This is a genomic window from Halovivax gelatinilyticus (assembly GCF_024300625.1).
Lineage (GTDB): Archaea > Halobacteriota > Halobacteria > Halobacteriales > Natrialbaceae > Halovivax > Halovivax gelatinilyticus.
The window spans coordinates 3,643,948-3,666,909 of sequence record NZ_CP101322.1 but is presented as its reverse complement, the minus strand read 5'-3'; the positions used below and the strand labels follow the sequence as shown (position 1 = coordinate 3,666,909).

19 protein-coding genes and 1 pseudogene are annotated in these 22,962 nt (G+C 56.3%); 13 read left to right on the top strand and 7 right to left on the bottom strand.

The annotated features are described in order from the left end of the window. Positions 1-18 precede the first annotated feature (18 nt). The gene (locus tag NKH31_RS17570) at positions 19-948 is read left to right on the top strand and encodes a hypothetical protein (RefSeq protein ID WP_254863086.1); all 930 of its coding nucleotides are present in this window, start codon (positions 19-21) and stop codon (positions 946-948) included. Beyond that, positions 941-1,513, top strand: a complete 573-nt coding sequence (locus NKH31_RS17565) for a hypothetical protein (RefSeq protein WP_254863085.1) — start codon at positions 941-943, stop codon at positions 1,511-1,513. The genes NKH31_RS17570 and NKH31_RS17565 overlap by 8 nt, the downstream gene beginning before the upstream one ends. A gap of 376 nt (positions 1,514-1,889) precedes the next feature. Here the strand turns inward: NKH31_RS17565 and NKH31_RS17560 are convergent, their stop codons facing one another. Together NKH31_RS17560 and NKH31_RS17785 are read right to left on the bottom strand one after the other, a co-directional pair. Next, entirely contained in the window at positions 1,890-2,654 is a 765-nt protein-coding gene (locus tag NKH31_RS17560) for a pirin family protein (RefSeq protein ID WP_254863084.1), read from the bottom strand. 159 nt (positions 2,655-2,813) lie between these two features. Continuing rightward, positions 2,814-3,064 (bottom strand): annotated as a pseudogene (locus tag NKH31_RS17785) (carotenoid oxygenase family protein); the annotation flags it as partial. Between the two features lie 288 nt (positions 3,065-3,352). On the opposite strand from NKH31_RS17785, the gene NKH31_RS17550 reads away from it, so the two are divergent. Beyond that, entirely contained in the window at positions 3,353-4,621 is a 1,269-nt protein-coding gene (locus NKH31_RS17550; protein ID WP_254863083.1) for a saccharopine dehydrogenase family protein, read from the top strand. A 780-nt stretch (positions 4,622-5,401) separates the two neighbouring features. Here NKH31_RS17550 and NKH31_RS17545 read toward each other — a convergent pair. The 3 genes from NKH31_RS17545 to NKH31_RS17535 form a co-directional block, all read right to left on the bottom strand. After that, the gene (locus tag NKH31_RS17545) at positions 5,402-6,199 is read right to left on the bottom strand and encodes a hypothetical protein (protein ID WP_254863082.1); all 798 of its coding nucleotides are present in this window, start codon (positions 6,197-6,199) and stop codon (positions 5,402-5,404) included. 250 nt (positions 6,200-6,449) lie between these two features. Then, positions 6,450-7,064 (bottom strand): hypothetical protein, encoded by a 615-nt coding sequence (locus NKH31_RS17540; RefSeq protein WP_254863081.1) that lies wholly within the window; start codon positions 7,062-7,064, stop codon positions 6,450-6,452. Next, complete coding sequence (locus NKH31_RS17535) at positions 7,054-7,380, bottom strand: DUF8065 family protein (RefSeq protein ID WP_246975823.1); 327 nt, start codon at positions 7,378-7,380, stop codon at positions 7,054-7,056. The genes NKH31_RS17540 and NKH31_RS17535 overlap by 11 nt, the downstream gene beginning before the upstream one ends. 232 nt (positions 7,381-7,612) lie before the next feature. Here NKH31_RS17535 and NKH31_RS17530 point away from each other — a divergent pair, with 232 nt between their 5' ends. The 9 genes from NKH31_RS17530 to NKH31_RS17735 all read left to right on the top strand — a co-directional run bounded on the left by NKH31_RS17530 (position 7,613) and on the right by NKH31_RS17735 (position 18,182). After that, positions 7,613-8,908: a hypothetical protein gene (locus tag NKH31_RS17530; protein WP_254863080.1), complete on the top strand. Its 1,296-nt coding sequence runs from the start codon at positions 7,613-7,615 to the stop codon at positions 8,906-8,908. A 628-nt stretch (positions 8,909-9,536) separates the two neighbouring features. After that, positions 9,537-9,947 (top strand): ArsR/SmtB family transcription factor, encoded by a 411-nt coding sequence (locus NKH31_RS17525; RefSeq protein WP_254863079.1) that lies wholly within the window; start codon positions 9,537-9,539, stop codon positions 9,945-9,947. Between the two features lie 571 nt (positions 9,948-10,518). Further along, complete coding sequence (locus NKH31_RS17520) at positions 10,519-11,292, top strand: hypothetical protein (protein ID WP_254863078.1); 774 nt, start codon at positions 10,519-10,521, stop codon at positions 11,290-11,292. A 1,253-nt stretch (positions 11,293-12,545) separates the two neighbouring features. Then, complete coding sequence (locus NKH31_RS17515; protein ID WP_254863077.1) at positions 12,546-13,019, top strand: hypothetical protein; 474 nt, start codon at positions 12,546-12,548, stop codon at positions 13,017-13,019. Then, positions 13,019-14,056, top strand: a complete 1,038-nt coding sequence (locus NKH31_RS17510) for a PIN domain-containing protein (protein WP_254863076.1) — start codon at positions 13,019-13,021, stop codon at positions 14,054-14,056. The genes NKH31_RS17515 and NKH31_RS17510 overlap by 1 nt, the downstream gene beginning before the upstream one ends. A gap of 613 nt (positions 14,057-14,669) precedes the next feature. Beyond that, entirely contained in the window at positions 14,670-15,068 is a 399-nt protein-coding gene (locus NKH31_RS17505) for a hypothetical protein (protein ID WP_254863075.1), read from the top strand. A 289-nt stretch (positions 15,069-15,357) separates the two neighbouring features. Then, positions 15,358-17,067, top strand: a complete 1,710-nt coding sequence (locus NKH31_RS17500; RefSeq protein WP_254863074.1) for a single-stranded-DNA-specific exonuclease RecJ — start codon at positions 15,358-15,360, stop codon at positions 17,065-17,067. 155 nt (positions 17,068-17,222) lie between these two features. Then, complete coding sequence (locus NKH31_RS17495; protein ID WP_254863073.1) at positions 17,223-17,861, top strand: sensor domain-containing protein; 639 nt, start codon at positions 17,223-17,225, stop codon at positions 17,859-17,861. A 195-nt stretch (positions 17,862-18,056) separates the two neighbouring features. Then, on the top strand, positions 18,057-18,182 hold the full coding sequence (locus NKH31_RS17735; protein ID WP_256547903.1) for a hypothetical protein: 126 nt from the start codon (positions 18,057-18,059) through the stop codon (positions 18,180-18,182). Between the two features lie 110 nt (positions 18,183-18,292). Here the strand turns inward: NKH31_RS17735 and NKH31_RS17490 are convergent, their stop codons facing one another. Beyond that, positions 18,293-19,390 carry an NADH:flavin oxidoreductase/NADH oxidase gene (locus tag NKH31_RS17490; RefSeq protein WP_254863072.1) on the bottom strand — a complete coding sequence of 366 codons (1,098 nt, stop codon included), beginning with the start codon at positions 19,388-19,390 and terminating at the stop codon, positions 18,293-18,295. A gap of 275 nt (positions 19,391-19,665) precedes the next feature. Here NKH31_RS17490 and ppsA point away from each other — a divergent pair, with 275 nt between their 5' ends. Next, entirely contained in the window at positions 19,666-21,936 is a 2,271-nt protein-coding gene (gene ppsA / locus NKH31_RS17485; protein WP_254863071.1) for a pyruvate, water dikinase, read from the top strand. 57 nt (positions 21,937-21,993) lie between these two features. Here the strand turns inward: ppsA and NKH31_RS17480 are convergent, their stop codons facing one another. Continuing rightward, complete coding sequence (locus tag NKH31_RS17480; RefSeq protein ID WP_254863070.1) at positions 21,994-22,881, bottom strand: universal stress protein; 888 nt, start codon at positions 22,879-22,881, stop codon at positions 21,994-21,996. Between the last annotated feature and the right edge of the window lie 81 nt (positions 22,882-22,962).

The following is a 22,962-nucleotide window of genomic DNA, read 5'->3' as shown; positions in this document are numbered from 1 at the left end:
TGTTGGTTGAGATGCTCAATGTATCTTGAGTACCGATCGTTCTTTATGTTCTCCGTGATATTGACTGGCATGGCGTCTGTTAAGGATAGCTGGGACACGGTTGAGGACTGGTGGGACCAGTACGTTACTTTTCAATCTCGTGAGTTGATCGAGCTTGGCCGGACGTTGGATGAAATGGATCGGAGTTGGGAGGTGAGTGATTCGCGATTCGATAGTGATCCTCTTGAAACGGATTGGTCACCTTCGGTCAAGCAAGCTGGGCCGTTGCGGAGGGGACAAGAAGAGAACTGGTCGCGGTGGCTCGCTCAACTAATTCGTGATTCATCAGGCGGGTTCACCGAAGTTCTTTTCGGAGATGGATTTGGGTCGATACCCGATTTTGTGCACTGTGAACGGGCGTTTCACGACGATATTCTCCATGATCGACGGATTGACCTTCTGGGTGAATTCGGTGACCGAGGAATCACGATTGAGGTGAAGATTGAGGATGAACACTACGGGAAAACCTTGCAAGCCGCGTATCTCACCGAGAAACAGTATGACCGTAATCTTCAGTGGTCTCACTTTCTCCTTCTCCCTCGTCACAAGTTTGATGCAGTCGTCGATACTTTCGGAAGCCGGTTTCAGATGGATGATGGCTGTCTCAGTATAGAGGCAAGCGGATCTGAAGAGCGACCGGTAACGGTGTTGAGCTGGCTGGATGTCTCCCGTGCCCTTCGAATTTCGTTACTCGAAACTCGGGAACGTGATCCGCACTGGTCGGCCAGTGCGTATCTCTATACGACGTTAATCGAACAACAGATTGCTCGTTTCTATCCAGCCGAATTCGTTCGTGAGATTCAAACTGATAGTGCGACTGTGACCGCTTTGAGTCGCCTGCATTCAATTGACCCCGAACAGCAACTTCAGCATCTGAACGGTGTGCTCGAGGTGGTTTCCCATGGATGAATCGTTCTTGACGAGCGGATTAGATACTAATCGGTACCTTAAGGCTCAGAAGTTGGTCGATCAGTTTGAATCGCAAATCGAAGATGCGTTGGAAGAAACGGTGCGTACGATCCAGGATACTCATTCTGATCTCATAACGCCAGACGCTTCGCTAAGTTTTAGAACGTTTACTGGGTCAACTCTCAGGACGTTGCGATCTGAGGTTAACTTGCTCAAGGAAAATGCTGAGGGACACAATTTAACGTTCAATCTTGGGGTTGAATGGGTTGAAGCGACTGCTCAGCCACACGGTATCACTAACGTGGGTGAAGGCGTGTTCTGTTACGTGCTGTATAAGATCAAATACGGTTCAGACAGCACATTCATCGCAGTCGAAAGGGAAACGTCGGAGTCTGAGGATAAGTGGGAGGAAATTTATTTCGGTGAAGAAAAATGGGATCGCCCACCGAAAGTAGCTCCTGGGATCGTTTATCACCCGGTTGCCTCAGCCGAGGAATTACAGTTCGGACTCGACCGACTGGAACAGCATTTCGCCCAGGTCTACGCTCCATTGATCCTCTCTTAAAATTGTTCTCGGATCTCGACACTTTCTGTGTTTTCGGTTGCCGTTCCAATCTGTGCGTATTAGTTCCGGCAGCACTAGCCAGATTGGTGCTAAATTTAGCAATATGATTGTGTACCGACCATTCAGCATCTTTCAATGTAGTAGCCTGTATGGGGCTATATTCCGACCAATATTCAACGGATGCGTCGGCACGAAGGACCGACTCCCAGTTTGCTGATTTGCACGTCCCTTTGGATTGTCTCTCTCCGCCACATAATTGAAAACTACTAGATTGGTCTTAGAACCTGTCGTTTACGACGGGGGATGTCACGAGGTTTTAGTGGCGTCTCAGTAGTGAGGTTCGTGCTTGGTTCAGGAAGGTTGATTCGTCGTGGTTTCACCGCCCGATCGTGCCTTGGCGTGTGACCGGGGCGTCGGGGTTGATGGTGAATGCGACGATGGTGGAGTTTTCGGTTGCGGTGACGGGGATGTCGGTATCGTCAGTCACGAGTGCGCTCTCGGTGTACCCGACAGGTACCTCGCCGACGTCGACTGTTCCCTCGAAGACGTATAGATAGGTGTGCCAGTCAGCTCGGTTCGGGAGCGTGACTGTGGCGTCGGCGTCGAGTCGGCAATCGTAGAAGTGGACGTCGTTGCGGACGGACAGTGGGGCGTTGGTTCCTTCGGGGCCGAACAGGTGCCGCCATTCGTTCGCGGTGGGGTCGGGAATCGGTTGGTGTTGAATGCCAGGCTCGAGGTTGAGGGTGTGCGGGCGGACAAAAATTTGGAGCATTCGCAGTGGCGGGTCGTCATCGAGCGTTTCTTCGGCGTGCCAGAACCCGGTTCCGGCACCCATCACCATGAGGTGGTCGGGGTCTGTGACGAGTTCGTTGCCTTGGCGGTCGTCGTGGCGCATCACGCCGTCGGGAACCCACGAGATGATCTCTTCGTTGCGGTGTTCGTGCATCCTGATGAGCGTTCCTGGATCCATGAACGACTCGACGACGGTTGCGAGGGGTCCGTACCCGTGGTCGTCGTGGTTCGGGACGGCCCGTCCGGGGAAATCGAAGTGAATCCGGAACGAGCCTTGATCTTGTGAAATATCGGTTCGAGGTGCGTGGTAAATGTGAGGGTGTGTCTGTGCTGACGGTGAATCGCTCATTGTCTAATCCAAGCCTGTCAGCCGTATATGCGTTCTGTGCGTCGGTGTTCGAGAGCCTCTCGGGTTGACGGTAGAATCAACTGTAATTTCGTTGGCGTAGTGTACGTTGCGTTTTAACGCGAGGTGAGGATGGGTCGGGGTCGTCGGGTCGTGAGGCGGGTCGGTCTGCAGGAACCGGTTCGTATACGAAACGGTACCGTCCGCGAACCCGTAGCGGCGGAGCATTGCCAGGCCGTCGAAACGTGGGTCGGGAGCTCGCCGCCGAACTCGAACTTCCCCGGTTCGTTCCGGATCAACGCGCCGGGGAGCCACGACGGGACGGTGCCCTCGACCGACAGTTGCCGGTCTGCGTACTTGGTGTCGACCGTTCGAAATCCGAGTTCGTAGGCGCGGTCGGTTGCGTTCGACATCCCATCACATCGGGTGGACGGACGATCAATCCGCGGGAGGCACCACCGGCCGAGAACGACGGAGTCGCGAAGTTGTGAGCCGACCGTCCACTTCGGGTTAGGGTGAAGCTGGATGCCGTTCTCGAGTGTTCGCCACGAACGGTAATTGTTGGCATGAGTAATTCTTGAACGCCGGATACAATACCGCACTGCCACACCAGCAGAAGGCCACGTTCTGCGGAGAGTGGGAGGCGAGTGTGGAGATCACCGAACGGTTGAGGGCGATGGGTCACGAAGCGCCTGATACTTGTGTCGAACACCGACCGGACATACGATCTCGTCGTCTGGGGTGCAACCGGCGTCGCCGGCCGTCTCGTCGTCGAGTACCTCACCGAACAGTACACGCCGGACGACCTCTCGCTTGCCCTCGGCGGTCGCGACGAGACGCGGCTCCGCGAACTGGAAGCTGCGCTCGTGGCGCAGCGCTCCGGATGGGAGGAGCTCCCGGTCGTCATCGGCGATGCAACGGATTCGGAGAGCCTGCGCGCTCTCGCCGAGGATACTCGCGTCGTCTGTACGACTGTCGGCCCGTACACCAAATATGGCACGCCGCTCGTCGAGGCGTGTATCTCGGCCGGAACGGACTACTGCGACCTCACTGGGGAAGTAAACTGGGTCCGGGAGATGATCGATCGGTACCACGACGATGCGGTCGATGCGGGCGCTCGTATCGTCCACAGTTGCGGGTTCGATTCGATCCCGGCCGACCTCGCCACGTTGCTCGTGCAGTCGTTCGCCATCGACGAGTTCGGGACGCACTGCGACCTGGTTCGGATCTACCTCGAGGACGGGCGAGGCGGGATAAGCGGCGGAACGGCCTCGAGCGTCCTCGAAGTGTTCCGGGCCGCGTCCACCGATCCGGTCGCCCGACAGACGCTTCGGAACCCGTATTCGCTGGCGCCGCGGGGCGAGCGAGACGGCGTCGATCCGGGCGCACAGTCCCTCCCGAGAAAAGATCCGCTGCGAGGGGAGTGGACGGCCCCGTCGCCGATGGCGGTCGTGAACGAGCGAGTGATTCGACGGAGTAACGCGCTGCTCGAGTATCCGTGGGGTCGTGAGTTCGAGTGTACGGAGGTCGTCCCTATCGGATCGGGTCTCGTCGGTATGGTGGGTGCAAGCGCCGTCTCGGCCGGCCTCGGGTTAGCGACTGCGGGACTGACTTTCGACCCGACGCGGGAAGCCCTCCGTCGCTTCGCGTTCCCCGGTCCGGGCGAAGGGCCGACGAGGGAAGAGATCGAGAACGGGTACTTCACGGTTCGCGTGCTCGGTCGCGGAACCGCCACTGACGGGCCGTTCGTTGTCGAGAGTCGAATCAGCGCCGACTGGGATCCGGGGTACGGCGCGACCGCGAGGATGCTCGGTGAGGCCGCGATGTGTCTCGTGTGTGATCGGATCGACTCGCCGCTCGAGGGCGGCATCCTCACCCCGGCGGCAGCGATCGGCGATCCGCTCGCCGACGGGCTTCGCCGGGCGGGACTGATCGTAGAGGTGGGCGAGTGGGACCCAAATCAGACGTAGCAATTGCGGATTCTGGCTTCGATACCGATAGGTGAACGATGTAGTACGAGAGTTCGAAATTCACCCGGAATCTGCCAGAACTGACTTACTGAATACAGAGCATGAATGCAGCACGACGACTTCGTTTGTTTCACATGAAAGCGATGAATTAGCCGTTCAGTAGAACCGCGAGTGTGTTGATAACCTATTTCATGGCAGAATTTTGTCAATTCCGTACGCTACCATGACCGCAAGCCCGAAACCGGTTACGATTCCTATGATGAGTCCGGGTTCCTCACCGTAAAAATGGACACCAGCAACCATACTGAAGGCGAATACGACCGCGGCCGGTCCGACAATCAGTCGAAATTTCAGGTCCGTAATAGCGACTGTCTCAAACAACCCCATTGACAAGAGAAATATATGCTCACTTATACTTAAAGGCTTTTCGACCTTATTACCCGTGCTGACCGATCACCCCGCTTGCAGATCGAGCTAAATCTCGTGGCACATTCGCGCTCTGAATTTAGCACGACTGTTGAAACCGATCTCCAGCCAAGGGTTTCAACAAAGCCAACTGTAATGGACGACCGAGATTCTGTAATGGATAACAGTGGTTCACTACGAACCATGGTATCCGCGGCCGGGTACACTACAGCAGCCGAAAGTGAAGTCGGCTGGTTGTAGGGTACCGGCACCGGTCGGCGAAACAGTGCATGACTGGAGTGAATGCCACTCATTCACCGTACGCCCGATAGCCACCACAGTCGAGATGGAATATCCCGGGATTAATTTTCGAATTCACTCGATCTCGATCGTCCACGAACTGTCGGCCTGGACGTGAATCCAGCAGACGGCGTCGATCTCGATGTGTTCCTCTCCGTCGAACGGACCCAATTCGTTAAAGACCGGGACGAGTTGACCGTGTTCGCCTCGCCCTTCTTCGTCGAGGATCTCGACACCGAAGGCACCTTCGTCTTCGTGTTGGCCCCGCACCGTCGCGGTGCCGGTGATCTGGACGGGACCAACGACGTCGTAGCCCTCGCCGTGTACCTCGACGGGTAGCTGGTGAATCGCGTCGGCGGGTGACTCCGGCTGGGCGAGTTCGAGCGACCAGTCGCCATCGGCGACGATGTCGAGGTAGTAGGTGTCCGTGGGCGTACCGATAGCCGCGGCCCCTTCGAACGGATCGTGTTCTAAGATCGGTCGGAACTCTCGCAGGCCCGTCTCGTCGATCAACAGTGGACCGAATTGATCCTGTCCGTCGTGTTCGGCGATGAATACCGTGATCGAATCCCGAAGGTCGAAGTAGTCGGTTGTCTCGCCACCGCTTCCAGAGAACGAGTGTGAATCGGGATCGTACCGGTCGTCGACCGTCGTGATCGATTCGAGCGTCGTGAGTTCTCCTTCACCAGGCAGATCTTCACCTGGATCGGTGTCATCGCCGGTACTGCTCTCGTCTACATCGTCACCCGGCTCCGAACCGGCGTCGTCGCCATTAGTTGGCTGATCAGCAGAATCGTCACCGCTACCTGTACAGCCGGCGACGGTAACGGGTATCGCCGCGCCGACGGTGCCGAGAAGTGTTCTACGTCGCATCATGACGAGTGAATGGTCGTATAATATAAACATATCGATGGGTTTGGTGCCGTTCTCCCGCTGAGGAAATCAGCAGTAAACCGATTTCAAAAAGTCTCCGCGGATTTGAGGGTTAGTTAAGTGAGTTTTTCAATACCAAACGTAGTTGAATCTATTTGCTCGATACTACCAACCTAAAGCTCACTATACTGGCATACTCGCCGTGTTATGTTCGCGACCTGTACTGATCAGATGGGCACGATTTGTCGTATTAGTTTGGTGGAAGAGCATCATCATATTCGCCGTCAAGGATTTCGGAACAATCGACGGGGATACTAGTCCACGCGTTCTTCACAACCTCGTATCCGGTCCACCCTTCTGTTCGAATCATCTCCACGGTTGCCTCGCAGAATTCTGGCTTTGAGATGAGGTCGTTGTCAAGGAGGATGTAGAGGAGATACGGTGGTCCGACAACGTCAATGTCGTACGCGTCATTGTCAATGAGACGCCGGATTGACCGTCTCGCAGCTGAGTCAAGAATCGTTACGATCTGATACGAAGAAGCTTGCTCATAAAGTTCTTGCTTGAGCGATTGCTCGCCTGCGTCTGGTCCATGCGGGCGGGGAACGACAGTTACGCACGACCACGGCGACGAATCCTCGTCTAGATGTTTAAGAACACGTTGGCTTCCTTGCTTCAAGTAATGCTCACGGCTCCCTTCAGGCGGATATTTGTTCGAGCTAACGTGGTTTTGAAGTTCGTGCTTGCAGACGTTTGTCGTTGTGAGGTTGATCGCGTCTTTCAGCAGTTCCCACTGCGTGGTATTCGCAACCGCGACCAAGGAACTCGTATCAGCCAGTATCGGATAGCGAGCCTCACTCGCCATCGCTTCCCGTCAGGAATTCAGACGTGTCTCGCTCCATAGCCGCCTCGAACGACTCTTTCTCTTCTTCCATCCTATCGAGTTTCTCACCGAGGAGGACTCGAGCCACGTCCTCACCGATCTCACCACGACTGTATCGTTCGTACACCGCAATCTTGTCTTGTTCATCTAATGATTGTCGAAGCATTTCGACCAGGCCGACGCGGGCGAGTTCGCTCACGTTGACGCCACCGATGTGAATCTCATCGAGGAGTTCCGCGGCCTCTTTCTCGGCTCCGGCACGGAACTGAATCGTCTTGTCGTAGCTTGATCCGCTCATACATTGACGTTCGACGGGGAGGGCCATATATGTTATGACGTGTACTCACTTGTCAATACATATTGGCGGGGATGTAGTGCTACCGTTCAGACGTCTCTCAGAAGGGGTGTGATATGAGTTAGGAACTGTGAAGATTTAATTGGGTAGCCTTTGTTTCTCTGATGATTTTGTTGGGTTCGTATCGGTTGTATTGGCCCGAAGTCATTTGTTGGGTGAAAAACATGCTTGGCGTATGGCGGGTTGCTCAGATCGAGATGTCGTTCGTGTACTGATTTTTGCTTGCTTGTTAGCGACTTTTCTGGCTCTCATTGGCTTGGGTGCAATTTCGTCTTCAGTTGCTGAATCGGATACTGACTCTAGTTATGAAAGTTATTGGCTCGGGGAAGAAATAATCATAACCGACGGTGTTGACGAGGGTCATATTTATGAAATCATGAACGATGGTGCGTTATACTGGCAATTGGAACCCACCGAGGTGTCTGAGGATACATGGGGGGTAAAATTTGATTCCGGAATTCTAGAGGAAGGCGGGGGCTGGGAACTAAATAACGCTACCTCGAGAGAATCGGTTCAAGAATTTTCAATCCACCAACAGACACTTCACGTTGATGTTTGGCCTGGTGAGGATGAATATCCTGTCTACGTTGAGAGCTCTCGTCATGGGTACAACCTTGTGACTGATGTGAGTAGTTTTGACGATGATACTGTTGAAGCCATCTTTGGAGAGATTACCGGTGTTGAGATCTCTGAAGATGAAGTGATGATTCCGGATTTATATAGTTCTGATAGCTTTGTTTTGGACTTGTCCTCGGTTGGTCAGTTGAATTACGAGTTTGAATTCTCGGTTGAAGATACGACGGCGACCGATTCCGCTGTGGTTGTTCAAGATACGGATCCTGCGTTCGAGTTTTCGTTCGATAATACTGGTGAGGTGTATTCGGTAGGTATCCCTGGTGAGGTTGATGGTACGTATCGAGATCTCATTACGGAGGGTATGGACGGTGTAGGTGTGATGTATGAATTTGATGGGGAGTCGAATTCTTGGTCACAAATTACTGGAAGCGACTTTGACCTGTCGCCCGAACCGTTGCAAGCGATTATTCTCGTAACGACTGGCGAAGGCCCTGATGAGATAACTGTCGAGCTCCCATTTGAATCTGAGTCGACGGTTGCTCCTGGTGACTTTTCCGTCTCAGAAAGGTGGGAATTCATGTCTGGAATTGCTTTTAACGATGCTAACTTGGTGTATCAGGCAGGGACGGCTGAATCGTCGTTGATCCTTGATCGATACTCGGGTCCAGGCGATTCGATATTCACTCATGATGTACAAAGTTTCCAAAGGCAAATTGGAACGTCGTATCACTACATCGGGTCAGATACTGCACCGGAGGTGAATCCCTTCAACGGGTACTTTGTCTACGTTCAGGACGAAGGCGCGATCCCTGGTGTCTTAACCGGAGTTACTGACATTGAAGAAGCGATGAATCAGTTAGGAGCAAAACCTGGTTGGTACGATGGTGGTGTTTAATTTGTCCACTTTATAGTTGAGATGGTCGTAGATTGTACCCGTAACTTTGCTATCAGCAATCTACGGGATCATCAAGTACTTCTCTATGCCTATAAATAATTTACTGGGAATATAATTAATATGATCGGTAGCGATTCGTATTTATTTTGGTGGCACCCGTACAAACTGGGTGGAAATAGGAACTAGATGAAACGAGGGTTACTGACCGACTTTGGCGTCTATCTTACTGTTCGGTGCGTTGGAAGTCGAAGTCATCTCGACTTCGGTGAGCGAAATAACATTGAATAGTGGGTTGAGACGGTCGCAATGCGAATCGATCGATTACACCGAATCTGGCGGGGAAATCCGGTCAACTTTTTCCTTGGCTCAGACGGTTCAGACACCATTTTTCACACGATCGGCTGAATTAGGGACGTAACGGATGAACTCCCGTTGAGGGGATGCTCAATTGGACAGCTCCCTTCGGAGAGATACACAGATTGACGGGAACCTCAGTGGTCAATAAGCAATTCGTACCGAATACAAGTTATACGCAAATTTTGAATAATATAATCGTGCGATTATCTACTACTCTTAGAATCTGTCTCTGTCGACAACTCATATCTCCCTCGTCCCTGTAGACCAACGTATGTCGCCGGATCGCCCGCGGAGGTTGGAAGACCGCCCCGCCGACCCAGCCGATCAGCTCCCACCGAATAGCGTACTGGATCTCGACGAGTATATAGAAATGTACGCTGCGATCGGAGACCGCACGCGGTACGAAATCCTGTACCGTCTCGTTCACACCGGGGATATGAACGTGTCAGATCTCGCTGAGACACTTTCAACGGACCCCAACACGCTCGGTGACCAGTTGGACCGACTCCTTGATGCTGGCCTCATTCAGCGACGCAAACAGACGGACAAAGGTGACACGGCGGTGCGCACATATTTCCGAGCGACTATTCTCGGAGAAGTTGCGCTCACAGAGGGGATCGACGAACTCATCCAGGGAGAACAAGAGTTTCCAGCGATGTACGGCAGTTCCGTCGAGGAATAACTTCTGTATCTAGCAACCGCGGTAGAATAATGACGTTGAGTGGGAGTAGTGTCATCTCTGCCATCGGCTCAATAACCCTGACTATCACGTGAAGATGATCTTGAATCCGCGTTGGTCAGTATGGGGACCGAATATAATGCGGCACGTTGCCTCCTCTCTAATTTCTGCCAGATGTGGCGTGCTGCATTCAGAGAATGGATGCAGCACTCGTCGTTCGTTAATTCCACTCCTGTCCTGGTGGATTAGCTACATTGTAGCTGTGTGAAGAGACCGGTAGACAGTCTATCAGTTTCAATACTGTTCTCGCTACCGTCCAAGCTACAGGATACGAATGTGGCACAGCTTGAGACTTGATGCGCAGATATCTACAACCAATGACCGGTTTTTCAAGAACAACTCGATACCCCATCAAATCGACTTCTCAGGCTACATTCAAGTCGACCTCGTCGCTACCGTTGCTCGTTCTTTGAGACAGGAATAGTTCACCGTACTTTGAAAAATCTGCGTGCATCCAGGAATAAACAAAAAAAGAATTGTTTATATATGCATATATGTTTAGCATAGATACCACATGCGTCCGAAACTTCGCCGACGGCAGTGGCTCGCACTCTGTACCAGCGCTTCTCTTGCAAGTATTTCAGGTTGTACGGGAGGTGACGACGGAGACACCGACGACGATGAGAACAGTGGCCGTTCAGGGGACGAACAGTTTGACGGAGACACCGACGACGAGGAGAACAGTAGCCATACTGGGGACGAACAGTTTGACGGAGACAACGACGTAGATCCAATCGAACTGAACATCGATCCGTCCGAAGGGTGGGCAACGGAACACGCGGACGTAGCCGTCCCTGACAATCGAGGAGAAGCCGTCCTCAGCATTGGCGGTGAGACGTACGAACTGTCCGCGTCTGGGTTCGCGGGCGAAATTCAACCACCCGGCGAACCGCGCGCACCACCGACGTTCTTTGAACTCAGCATTGCAATGATTGGCGACGAGTTGTCCGTGCAACCGCTCCGTCGGCGACTCGGGATACAAAGGGAAAGACAGACCTACCGGGTGTTCGAGCAGATGGCACTCGTCGATCCGAACGCTACCCCCGTCGGCGAGGTACGGTACGGCCTACTTGCAGACGGTAGTCACAGTGAGAGTAGTGGAATCGGTCTGACGACGCACATGGACGAATCGTTCGTCCGCGTCGACCGGTCGGGAGTAGTTACAGCACGAGGTGAATTCGTCACAGACGACCGCGGCAAAGACGCAGGGTATTCACTCGATGGCCCTTTTGAGTTGGGAGCCCGATTGCAGGACGGATGGAACGCCGGTCTCGACGGCGGTGAGTGACCGTTCGGATCGAATAGTTGTATGTTCAAAATTGTCGCCGCAAACGTATGCTACTTTCCGGGTTTTAATTGAAGCGACATTTGACATAGTTCGATCAGATCGATACCCGTTCGGTAACAGCCCATCCTCCACTAACCGATCACAGCAGTCTCAAATGACCGGGCAATCATGCAACACTCGCGCCCTGTATTCAGCACTGAAGTGGAGAAACATCACAAATTAAGGGTTTGGGCTGGGCCAATCGATTCGGATCTGACGGCTCACCCTTTGATTCCGAACTCTTTGAGGAGATTGTGGCTGATCCTGCCGAACTTGTCGATGTGACCTTCGAACCAGTCAGTCACGTCTCCTTCGGCGAGCGTTCTTCTCTGGTTGAAGAACCCCGTTTGTCGAGTTCCAGCGATTGGATTTCGCCTCCGACATTCCCATTGGGATACGCTTTCTCGAATTTTGTCCCTTTGGGGCCTCGGTCTTGAACGGCAATCAGCCCGCTTGGTGCTCCGTTGTGACGAAGAATATCGTCGCGAAGTGTTTTGATGTCGTCGTGCTACTAAAGAAACCGCTCGGTGAGCTCGTGTTTGACGACTTGTTTCCGGTTCAGATGATCTTCGTTCCCGTTACTCAAACCAGTTCCCTGAGGAAGGCTTCAATTTCGGCTTGCAGGACTGTTTCCGATTGCTGAAAAGTGATGGCAGTGGACCGGTGGAACAGGAGGACCCGTTGTCACCGATCGGGTGGTATGGCAGGTGTGGTGGATTGTCATTTGGCTATGACGATGATCTGAAGTGGTATACCTGCCAATCAAGCCAATGCAGGCCTTCTACTTATCGATTTGGGGGATTACGGAAATAAGCGAAACGGGTTGGTGATGGTGTGTGTTGGTATGGCAATGCAGTCCTCTCCTGTCTATACTTAGAACAGTTGCAGTAAGTCCGTTTCGGAAGGTGACCGAAACGGGCACAACGGGCTATTGAGTTTAGGTGGCAACAACAGACGTTGTACCCGCACATCACGAGAGCATACAGAGGGCGATAATATTGTTGGCCGAATTACGACTTTTCGACTGCAACGGTCGTCTCGATTTAGAAACTGACGACTCTCGTCGAACGCGTCTCGGCGATCACATGGCGCTAAATCTGTGCCTCTCATACCCTGATGCCCGAGTTCTATATGCGCTTATTTTCGTGTTGAGCCTGGGTGTGCGAGTTTAGTGGCCCCTCATGTTGATGTGTTAGCGGTGTGATCATGTGGGTATGGAGAGGGTTTGGATCACGAACGGGTCGACGAGTATCGCGCCGGTGGTGAACTCGTTGGCTGCGGCGTGCGACGGCGAGTACGTACCGACGGATATCTACGTTCTCAGTAACCCGGTTATCGAGGATGTGACGGAGGCGGCGACGTCGTTGATGAAGACGATCGTGACGGCACACGGCGGTGAGGAACCATCAATTTCGGTCGAGTCGATCGATGACGAGACTGATTTCGAGGCGATTTTCGAGTACGTACAGTCAGCGATCGAGGCTGGGGATGCGGCTGGCTCGGCGGTTGCGGTTGATATTACGCCTGGCCGGCGGTTCTGGTCGATTATCAGTTTCCAGGCTGGGATCAAGAACGGCGTTGATCACTTGTTTTACTCGCACGTGCAGACGGAGGCGTATTTCGGGGAGTGTTACCCGGCGATTCCGCGGACGGCGATCAACTTGATCGATTTCACGGAGGTGGTCTGATGCGGGTTCGAAGCGATCACTTGACGGTGCTGTTGAACCGGTTGGCCGATCGAGGCGATGAGCAGTTCGTGATCGAACACCCGTCTCTCGATGTCGGTGAGTTGTTACGGATTGAACTCGATAGGTATGATTCGTCGACGGTTCGATTCGTGACGAAGGGGGACGAGTACGAATCGAGTAGGCAGGCGGTCGCTCGAGCCCACGGTGAGGCCGTTTCGAAGGAGTTGCCGTCTGCGAGTGACTTTCTGAAGACGGTGGTGGCGAGTGGGATTCTCGACGTGGCGAATCAGGACGAGATCAAGACGTTCCTGGATCGGTATGGTGATCCGGATTTGATGGCTGGGCATTCGCCCGTGTTCGCTGGGTTCGATACGAATCTCATGTCGTGGCAGATTGACCGGGTGCTCGGGTTGCACGACCCGGATAGCGGTGTCGGGTATGTCAACGGATTCGTTCTCGCCACCGGTGTTCGCGACGAGTTGGACTGGGATTACAAGTGCCACAACACTGATCCGTACGTCGACGCGTTTGGCGAGTCGTACGAGGAGTTCTGGAATCAAACGCTGGGTTCTGCGCGACTCGGTCGGCTCGGTTTACTCACGTATCGCCGGATCCGTGATATCGAACAAGCGGTCGAGGTGCAAAGTGATCGGGGTGATGCGGCCATCATCGACGCGTACGACGAGTACGACCGCGAGAATCGAAGCGATATCGTGCTGTTCAGTAACGATCGGAACTTCGTCGAAGACGCTCGAGCGCATCGAATGCTCGGCCAACGGGTTGATTTCCCTGGTGAGTTCCCGAGAAAGACGACCGCGTCCTGGCGGGAAATCGAACGGTTACTGTACCTGTTAGCCATCGTGTTCGGAGTGATCGAGGTGCCGGGTGCGACGGTGTATGGGGTGTGGCGCGGCAAAGATGAACTGGACTGGCAACATGAACGCGTCAAGGTAGACGCGCGCAGCCCGAAACTGGAGGCGAAACTGCAGAGTGACCTGTCAATCGTTGAATCGTACGAAGAACTCAGCGTTCGGTAACGCCGAGTCCCTATTTCGAGAACCGGTCGAGGCGCGACTTTTGACTTGCTTTCCGTCTCGGAATCGTTTGACTGAGTACGAAGAAAAGTCGCTGGAGATGCAGGCGGACTGCGAATACTACCCTTGCCCCGGATTTTAAGATACTCTGTCATTAATTCGATGGTATGAGTGGGAGGAACCGGATCGTACTCCCGAGGAACAACGAGTGATCGATACGGTCGCTGAAGAGCGCGGCGAGGAGTTCGCCGAAGAGAACGCGGAGTTGATCGTTGCACAAGCCAGGCTGATCGGTGACATCTGATTCCTTGGGGTGTGCCACAAACCGGAACTCGCTGTCGTAGTGTAGATCGAATCTCCTTCCGTTGAACCCCTCTGAGATTGATACGCCTCGCTTGTTGAATATAGAGGATAATTCAGCACGATAGCTTCGCTTGTTTCACATTGAAGCTAATGAATCAGCCGTTCAGTAGATTTACGTATTAACCAGCAGTCGTTCTATCACCGAGAAAATGAAAAAGATCGGGTATTGTTAGAGATAATATGGTATAGACTAATTATCAACCACGTAAAAAATTACCTAGTTTATATGTCATTTCCTTTCGAACACTGGGGTATGGCGAAGATCAAGTCAATTCAACAAGGTGGCGGATTTGTCATACCTCTCCAGAAGAAAACTACTGGTTTCAAAACTGTATGGGGGGAGCTCAAGGAGGAACTACCAAAGCTACCTGATAATGTTCGGATCACTCGAATTGACTCGGATATTAAAGTTAATGAGGGCGCTATAGGGAAGGGATATGTAAAAGTATATAAGATGACAAAATCATCTTCGGGATCAGTTCAATACCTTTGGGTAGATCTGAAGAAATTTGAACATGTACGATATGTGGAAACGAAAAAGGGGTCCGGATCTAACTACAGAAGCCATGTTGAAAATTCACACAACGATACTGCAACACCCCGCGCAAATCAACAAGGGATGCCCTTTGCCCCTAGTAATCCTAAACGCTAGTTTACATATTCATTGTGAAAAATAAGCGACCCGTTCGGCGGCCGGCCTTTCAATTTCAGAGAAATTTATAGGTCAGTCCTATAACTAAATGCCCTGTACTGAGCGGTCACCGCTCACGCAAATTGAGCTAGATTTCGTGGGCCAGTCGCGCTCTGTATTCAGCACGGCCGTTAGAATCCATCACCGGTCAAGCATTTCAACAGTGCCATTGAGTCGTTTCTGCGCTGCTGGCCGCCGTGGTGGGTTGCTACATCAATTATATAGTTGTAGTGACGAGTTGTTGTCGTAGATGGTTGAGGTGCCTGTTGAACCGGAGTGGGTTGAACCGGAGTTCGATCCCGGGACAGTTGAGTCGCTGGCCGAGTCGTTGGACTGTTCTTCGGTGTTGGCGTCGGTTCTAGTTAGTCGCGGGTACACGGATCCGGTTGAGGCTGAGCGGGCGCTCGACCCGGCGGTGGAGGCGATTCATTCGCCTGCGCAGTTACCGGATATCGACGCGATCGTTTCTCGCCTGGACGCGGCTGTTGAGCGAGACGAGTTCGTGGCGGTGTTTAGTGACCGAGACGTCGATGGAATTACCGGATCGGCGATTCTCACATCGGTATTCGAGGACCTGGGTGTGTCGCCTGTGTCTCGTGCTCCTGAGAAGTGGGACGGATACGGCGTGAGCGAGGAGCACGTGGCCGAGCTCGTTTCGGAGGGTGTCGAGTTGCTCGTTCTGGTTGATTGCGGGACGACGGCGCACGATCCGATCGACCAGGCGATCGATGCAGGGATGGATGTCGTCGTGATCGACCATCACGATCCGGAGGCGACGCTCCCTGCGGCGTCTGCGTGTGTGAATCCGCGTCGTGCTGATAGTGAGTATCCGAATCTGGATCTCGCGGCGGGTGCGCTCGCGTGGAAGGTTGGGCAGGCGTTCGTGGAAGCGCGTGCGCCGCTTCGAATCGCTGAGTATCACGAGATGGCGTTACCGTTGGCCGCGGTGGCGACGCTCGGTGATTACATGCCGTTGACGGTCGAGAATCGAGCAATCGTTCGAGAAGGATTCTCTCGGCTTTCAGAGAGCGATCTTCCGGGACTGGACCAGACGGTCGATCACTGCGGTGTCGAGTCGATGCGAGACATTGGCTGGTCGCTGGTGCCGTTGTTGAACGCGGCTCAAGAGGCGGAGTCTGGCGAGTTGATGCTTGAATTGTTGCTGGCAGAGGATGCTGGTGAGATTGAGGAACTCATTGATCGACTCGAGGGCTACCGGGCTGATCGACGGCGGCAACGAGCAGAGCGCCTCGCGCATCTCGAAGCCTGTATCGACGAGCAACTCGATCCATCGAGCGTTGACGTGGTGTTCGTTGAGACAGATCAGTACGTCGGGGGTGGCCCGATGAGCGAAGTATCGAGTCGGTGGCAACGACCCGTCATCACGTATCGCCGATCGGATACGGGGTACAGAGGCGGTGGTCGCACTGCGCCGGATATCGATCTCCTTGAACTGTACGAGGCGTGCGACGAGTTGCTCGAAACGTACTGGGGGCATCCGGGTGCGGCCGGGTTCAGAGTCAGTGAAGCGAACCTCGCCCCGTTCAAACGCCGACTGACCGAAACGCTGCGAACGCGGTACGATCCCGCAGATCTTCGACCCTCGATCGACGTGGACGCGACAGTCGAACCGACGACTCTCACACCGGGGCTCGTCGAGGATTTCGACCGGTTCGGCCCGTACGGTTCGGGTCACGACGAACCGATTGTTCTCATCGAGAACGTGGATATCGTGTCGGCGGAGTGGTTCGGCAGCGACGACAGTCACTGGAAAGGGATACCTGGCCAGGGAGCCGGTGTCACGTTCATCGATTGGAACGGTGACGTGGTCGAATCCGTCGGGTTCCCGTCTGGTGCGTGCGATATCGCCGGAACGCTCTCGATCGATTCGTTCGATGGATCGGTAACGGTGTCCGTCAAAGCGATCCGCTCGGCGAGCGGGGAAACCGGACCCGTTTAGCTGTAATCCCGTGTCTTTCCCACGCATTCGCGCGTTTCACGCATGCTCGTCCGTGACTACTTCTCGACCGTACGGATCGTCCAACCGCTGGGGAACGTCGTAACGGATTGGACGTTTTGATTCACATTTATGTCCTTCTGTCAGTAATTTCGCGCATGGTCAGTTCCGAATCGAATTCGGTCGCCACGCTCTTTGGGCCGCCCATCCAGCTCCAGACGTACAAGAACCTGTTGTACCTCCTGCTCGCGGTTCCGCTCGGGTTCTTGTACGCGTTCGTCCTGACGTTCGGCCTCGTGCTCGGGCTCTTACTGTTCGTCGTCGGGATTGGGATCGTGATTCTCGTCGCGACTCTCTTCGGTCTCAGGGCTGTCGCCGGCTTCGAGCGGGCGCTCGCGAACGTCTTGCTCGGGGTCGATCTCTCGGCGTACGACGATATAAGTCGGCCCGACGGCCGGTTCGCGGGTCTCAGGAGCTACCTCGACGCGGCGTCGACCTGGCGTGCCGTCGGGTTCGTCCAGCTAAAGTTCCTCATTGGCGTCGTCGGATTCTTGGTGGTGTTCGCGTTCGTGAGCGCCGTTCAACTGCTCGCGGCGCCGATACGATATCCCACGTCCGTCGAGTTCGGCGAGCTGAACGATGATCCGGTCGTCTGGTCGATCGACTCGCTTCCGGAGGCGCTGGGTGCGCTCGCGGTCGGGCTCATTGCCCTGATCGTCGTTCTCCACGTCGCGAACGCCGTCGCGTACGTCGCTGAACGGATGGCTGAGGCCCTACTGGGCGAACCGTCGTCGTAGTCTCGCGGTCGCGGTCTCGTCCGCCTCGTCGAAAAAGCCGTCTCACTCATCGAGTGAAGATATTGCACTGTCGTCACGCGCTGACTATCCAGCTCTCGTTTATTTTGCCTGCGATCGGTGTTCCGTGTAGGGAGCAAGCAGGTATGCTTTGGCTCGGTGTCGAGGGTATAGTCTATGGTTCGAATCTCGACAGTTGTGATCGTACTCGCAATCATCCTCGGGATCGGTCTCCTTCCGATTCCCGTTATTCCTGGCCTCGGGATCATCGTCGGCCTTTCCGGCGTCATCCTCGGGGTCGTACTCCGCGTTCTCGGCTACTGACTCCGATCTACGTTGTCGGTTCGACGATGGTAGCCGAGCGATGACCGTTCGGATCGTTTCTGACAGCAACCGATCGTTCGGTCAACAGCCAAAACTGAGGACGTGCGGAATTAGAATCCGTGCTGGTACTGGACCGGGACGTCGACGGCGTCCTCACGGCCGAGTTGACCGGCGGCGTGGAGCGGGAAGTAGGGATCGTTGAGAAACGTCCGGCCGATGACGGCCAGGTCTGCGCGGTCGTTTCGAATAATCGCGTCGGCCTGTTCGGCGGCCGTGATGCCGCCGACGGTGGCGACCGTGACGTCGCTTTCGGACTCGTTTCGGATGCGTTCGGCGAATCGGAGCTGGTAGTTCGGTCCGATCCACTCGACGTCCTGGTCCGGGTGGATGCCGCCCGAAGAGACGTCGATGAGGTCGGCACCGGCGTCGTAGAGGTCGTCTGCGAGTCGAATGGACTGCTCGATATCCCACGAGTCTCGGTCGTCGAGCCAGTCGGTCGCGGAGATCCGGACGAACACTGGGCGGTCCTCGCCCATCTCGTCGCGAACGGCGTCGGTAATCTCGCGGAGGATCCGGGTGCGATTGTGGAAGCTGCCGCCGTACTCGTCGTCGCGGTGATTCGTGACCGGTGAGAGAAACTCGTGGAGGAGATAGCCGTGGGCCGCGTGGACTTCCGCGATCTCGAAGCCGGCTTCTCGTGCGCGGCGTGCCCCCGCGCGAAACGATTCGACGACGTCGGCGATCCCGTCGGCGTCGAGGCGCGTCGTCACTGGCGGGTCGCCATCGTACGGATACGGAACGTCGCTCGGCGCCACCGTTTCCCAGCCGCCGTCGCCGGGCTGGAGGGGTTCATTACCCTCCCAGGGCCGGGTCTTCGATGCCTTTCGGCCGGCGTGTGCGAGTTGGATTCCCGGCGTCGCACCGTGAGAGTCGATGAACGAGGCGATGGGGGCGAGCGCATCGCGGTGGTCGTCGCTCCAGATGCCGAGGTCTTCGGGGGAGATGCGCCCGCGTTCTTCGACGGCGGTGGCTTCGGTGAAGACGATGCCGGCGCCGCCGACGGCGCGCGAGCCGAGGTGGACGCGGTGCCAGTCGGTCGCCAGCCCATCCCGTTCGTCGACGGAGTACTGACACATCGGGGACACGGTGAACCGGTTTCGAATCGTCGTCTCTCGGATCTCGAGTGGGGAGAACACGTCGTCGGTCATCACACCAGGTACAACCCACGCGGCTTTCGCAACCCGGGCAGCGGTGATATTCTCCGGGTCTCGTCACTGCTTCGATCGAATCATCGAACGACGGAACGGGCTCGCACGCCCGGCTGTCGACACCCCCCGATTACTTTCACGACGGAGATCCGGTTCGATCCGACCCGTATTTGACGGCGTCTCGTTCTGCCGAATTGCGTGCCGTGGGGTCGGATCTGACGGTGACGGTTCCTGTCGGTGTTTTATCACCGTCCGCGTGGTGCGGGCCAGTGCCGATGACCGAACGCACGTTTATCCGGTGGTTAGAGGATCTACGGGGTGAGGACACGAACGTCGTGGGCGGAAAGAGCGCCAACCTGGGTGAACTCGCCGATCTCGACGTGCCGGTGTTGCCGGGATTTTCGACGACGGCCGACGCGTACGACTACTACGTCGAACAGACGGGGATTCAGGAGGCGATCACGTCCCAACTCGACGGGCTGGACGTCGATGACGTGTCTGACCTCCGTCGACGCGGAGAGCGGATTAGACGGACGATCACCGACGCGTCGATGCCGCCCGACCTCGAATCGCAGATCGTCGAACGCTACGACGAACTCGCAGCCAGGTTGGGGATCGACGATCCCGACGTCGCCGTCAGGAGTTCGGCGACCGCAGAGGATCTCCCGACCGCCTCCTTCGCAGGCCAGCAGGAAACGTACCTCAACGTGTCGGGCGAGACGGAACTGATCGACTCGATAACGAACTGTTTCGCCTCGCTGTTCACCGATCGAGCGATCGTCTACCGGGAGAACAACGACTTCGATCACTTCGATGTGAAACTCGCCTGTGCGGTCCAGAAGATGGGGCGAGCCGATCTGGCGTCGTCGGGCGTCCTCTTTACGATCGACCCCGACACCGGGTTCGAGGAGGCCGTCGTCATCGAGGCGGCCTACGGATTCGGCGAGCCGATCGTCAAGGGTACCGTCGATCCCGACCGGTACACCGTCTTCAAGCCGACGACCGGCATCGTCGAGAAGGAACTCGGGGCCAAGACACAGCGCATGGTCCGTCGCAACGGTGGAACCAAACTCGAACCGGTACCCGAGTCTCGCCGAGACGCGTACGCGCTCTCCGACGACCGGATTCGCGAGTTAACCGAATACGCCGCCCGGATCGAAGCACACTTCGACCGTCCGCAGGACATCGAGTGGCTCGTAGACGGCGAACTCGATCGACTGTTCGTCGTCCAGGCCAGACCCGAGACCGTCCACGGCGCATCGGAGGAAACCGTTCTTCGAACGTATCGACTCACGGAATCCGCGGACGAACTGCTGGAGGGCGTGGCGATCGGAAACGCCATCGCGACCGGGTCCGTGCGGGTCCTCGAAGACCTTCGACAGATGGAGCAGGTCGAGGAGGGCGACGTGCTGGTCACGGAGATGACCGATCCGGACTGGGTTCCGGTCATGAAGAAGGCGAGCGCGATCGTCACCGATCGAGGGGGAAAGACCTCCCACGCCGCCATCGTCTCGCGCGAGCTCGGGATCCCCGCGATCGTTCGAACGGGGACCGCAACGACGGACCTGCGGACCGGCGAACCCGTGACCGTCGACTGTTCGACAGACGTCGGACGCGTGTACGAGGGTGAACTCGCGTTCGACGTGATCGAAGAGGCCGTCGACGAACTTCCGGAGACCGAAACCGACGTCATGTTGATACTCGGCGACCCTGGCCGAGCGTTCGCCCTCGCGAACCTCCCCGTCGACGGCGTCGGGCTGGCGCGCGAGGAGTTCATCGTGACCTCTCACGTCGGTTACCACCCGCTGGAGCTGATCGAGCGCGGCGAGCAAGACCGGTTCGTCGACGCGTTGCGAACGGGCATCGCGAAGATCGGCGCGGCGTTCTACCCGAACGACGTCGTCTTCCGGCTCAGTGACTTCAAGACCGACGAGTACCGCAACCTCGAAGGGGGCTGGAAGTACGAACCGGAAGAGGACAACCCGATGATCGGCTGGCGCGGGGCCTCCCGGTACTACGACGAGCAGTTCCGCGAGGCGTTCCGGCTGGAGTGTGAGGCCCTTCGTCAGGTGCGAGCCGACGTGGGCCTCGATAACGTCGTCGTGATGGTTCCGTTCTGTCGCACGGTCGAAGAGGGCGAACGAGTGCTCGATCTCATGGCGGAGTACGGCCTGTCGACCGAGTCGATGGACGTCTTCGTGATGGCGGAATTGCCGTCGAACATCGTGCTCGCGGATCGGTTCGCCGAGCGGTTCGACGGTTTTTCGATCGGCTCGAACGACCTCACCCAGCTCGTCCTGGGCATCGACCGGAATTCTGACCACCTCGCGCCGCTGTTCGACGAGTCCGACGACGCGGTGTTGCGGTTGATCGAGTCGCTGATCGAAACGGCCCACGAGCACGACCGCCCGGTCGGCATCTGCGGCGATGCGCCGTCGACGATTCCGGAGTACGTCGCGTTCCTCGTCGAGGCCGGTATCGATTCGATCTCGGTCTCGCCAGACGTCGCCGTCGAAACGTTGCTTACGGTGTCTGAACTCGAGTGAGCGAGGTTCGTCGGGCGACCGTTGGCGATATACGGGGCCCGTCGGGTCGTGTGGTGTTCACGCTTCGTCGGGTTGGCCGCCGACGAGCGTCACGGTCACCGGCGACCGACGAACGACCCGTTCGGCAATCGACCCGGTGATACCTAACTCGCGGATCGATCGGCCGTGACTGCCCATGACGATCTGGTCGTATTCGTGGGTCTGCGCGTAGGCGACGATCTCGGCTGCGGGTTTCCCGAGCGCGGTGTCCGTCTCTACCGTCACACCGAACTCGTCGGCCAGCGACGTCGCGGACGAGAGGATCTTCGCGCCGCGATTTTCGAGATCGGCGAGCACCTCCTCGAGGTACGTGCCTCGGACAGTGTCCCGCGACCGATCGAGCGTCATCGCTAGGACGTGCAGTGCGGTGTGGTCGCCGTCCGGGAACGTTTTTACGGCGAATTCGAGGGCCGCCTCGGCCTGTTCCGAGCCGTCGATCGGGAGCAGGATCTTGCCGGGGAGGGTGCGCCGGCTCAGTTCGGCGGGCGTCTCGGGGACGACCGTCGTCGACACGGGCGATCGCCGGACGACGGCCTCGCTGACTCGGCCCAGAAACGGGCGGGTGATCGGCGACTCGCCGTGGCTTCCCATCACGATGTGGTCGACGTCTTCTTCGACGGCGAGGCGGAGGATCTCCGTGTGCGGTGAGCCGGTCTCGATCGTCGTCCGACACTCGCCTCCGGCGTTCGCTGCGCGCTCGGTGGCTCGCTCGAGGATGTTCGCTGCTCGCTCTTCGAGCGCTTCGCGGGACGAGAGCGGCGAGTCGAGTTCCACGACGTGTTCTCGTGCCGGGTTTACGACGCAGACCGCCGTGATCGTGGCGTCGGGAAACGACGCGACGGCGTACTCGAGGCCGGCGAAGCCGTGAGCCGATCCGTCGACCGGAATGAGGACGTGTTGAGCCATGATGATGTGGATCTGCGGGCGGTGTGGCGCCCAGAATGACGTTCTACGGTGGTTGGGATATAGCCGGCACCCGATTCCCAG

Bases quoted from the DNA above. Each gene is read 5' to 3' on its own strand.
- NKH31_RS17525 (WP_254863079.1), top strand. From the start codon at position 9,537: ATGTCGCCGGATCGCCCGCGGAGGTTGGAAGACCGCCCCGCCGACCCA.
- NKH31_RS17510 (WP_254863076.1), top strand. From the start codon at position 13,019: ATGCGGGTTCGAAGCGATCACTTGACGGTGCTGTTGAACCGGTTGGCC.
- NKH31_RS17540 (WP_254863081.1), bottom strand. From the start codon at position 7,064: ATGGCGAGTGAGGCTCGCTATCCGATACTGGCTGATACGAGTTCCTTG.
- NKH31_RS17530 (WP_254863080.1), top strand. From the start codon at position 7,613: ATGGCGGGTTGCTCAGATCGAGATGTCGTTCGTGTACTGATTTTTGCT.
- NKH31_RS17480 (WP_254863070.1), bottom strand. From the start codon at position 22,881: ATGGCTCAACACGTCCTCATTCCGGTCGACGGATCGGCTCACGGCTTC.
- NKH31_RS17570 (WP_254863086.1), top strand. From the start codon at position 19: ATGTATCTTGAGTACCGATCGTTCTTTATGTTCTCCGTGATATTGACT.
- NKH31_RS17495 (WP_254863073.1), top strand. From the start codon at position 17,223: ATGGTCAGTTCCGAATCGAATTCGGTCGCCACGCTCTTTGGGCCGCCC.
- NKH31_RS17520 (WP_254863078.1), top strand. From the start codon at position 10,519: ATGCGTCCGAAACTTCGCCGACGGCAGTGGCTCGCACTCTGTACCAGC.
- NKH31_RS17545 (WP_254863082.1), bottom strand. From the start codon at position 6,199: ATGCGACGTAGAACACTTCTCGGCACCGTCGGCGCGGCGATACCCGTT.
- NKH31_RS17565 (WP_254863085.1), top strand. From the start codon at position 941: ATGGATGAATCGTTCTTGACGAGCGGATTAGATACTAATCGGTACCTT.
- NKH31_RS17535 (WP_246975823.1), bottom strand. From the start codon at position 7,380: ATGAGCGGATCAAGCTACGACAAGACGATTCAGTTCCGTGCCGGAGCC.
- NKH31_RS17515 (WP_254863077.1), top strand. From the start codon at position 12,546: ATGGAGAGGGTTTGGATCACGAACGGGTCGACGAGTATCGCGCCGGTG.
- ppsA (WP_254863071.1), top strand. From the start codon at position 19,666: ATGACCGAACGCACGTTTATCCGGTGGTTAGAGGATCTACGGGGTGAG.
- NKH31_RS17490 (WP_254863072.1), bottom strand. From the start codon at position 19,390: ATGACCGACGACGTGTTCTCCCCACTCGAGATCCGAGAGACGACGATT.
- NKH31_RS17560 (WP_254863084.1), bottom strand. From the start codon at position 2,654: ATGAGCGATTCACCGTCAGCACAGACACACCCTCACATTTACCACGCA.
- NKH31_RS17500 (WP_254863074.1), top strand. From the start codon at position 15,358: ATGGTTGAGGTGCCTGTTGAACCGGAGTGGGTTGAACCGGAGTTCGAT.
- NKH31_RS17505 (WP_254863075.1), top strand. From the start codon at position 14,670: ATGGCGAAGATCAAGTCAATTCAACAAGGTGGCGGATTTGTCATACCT.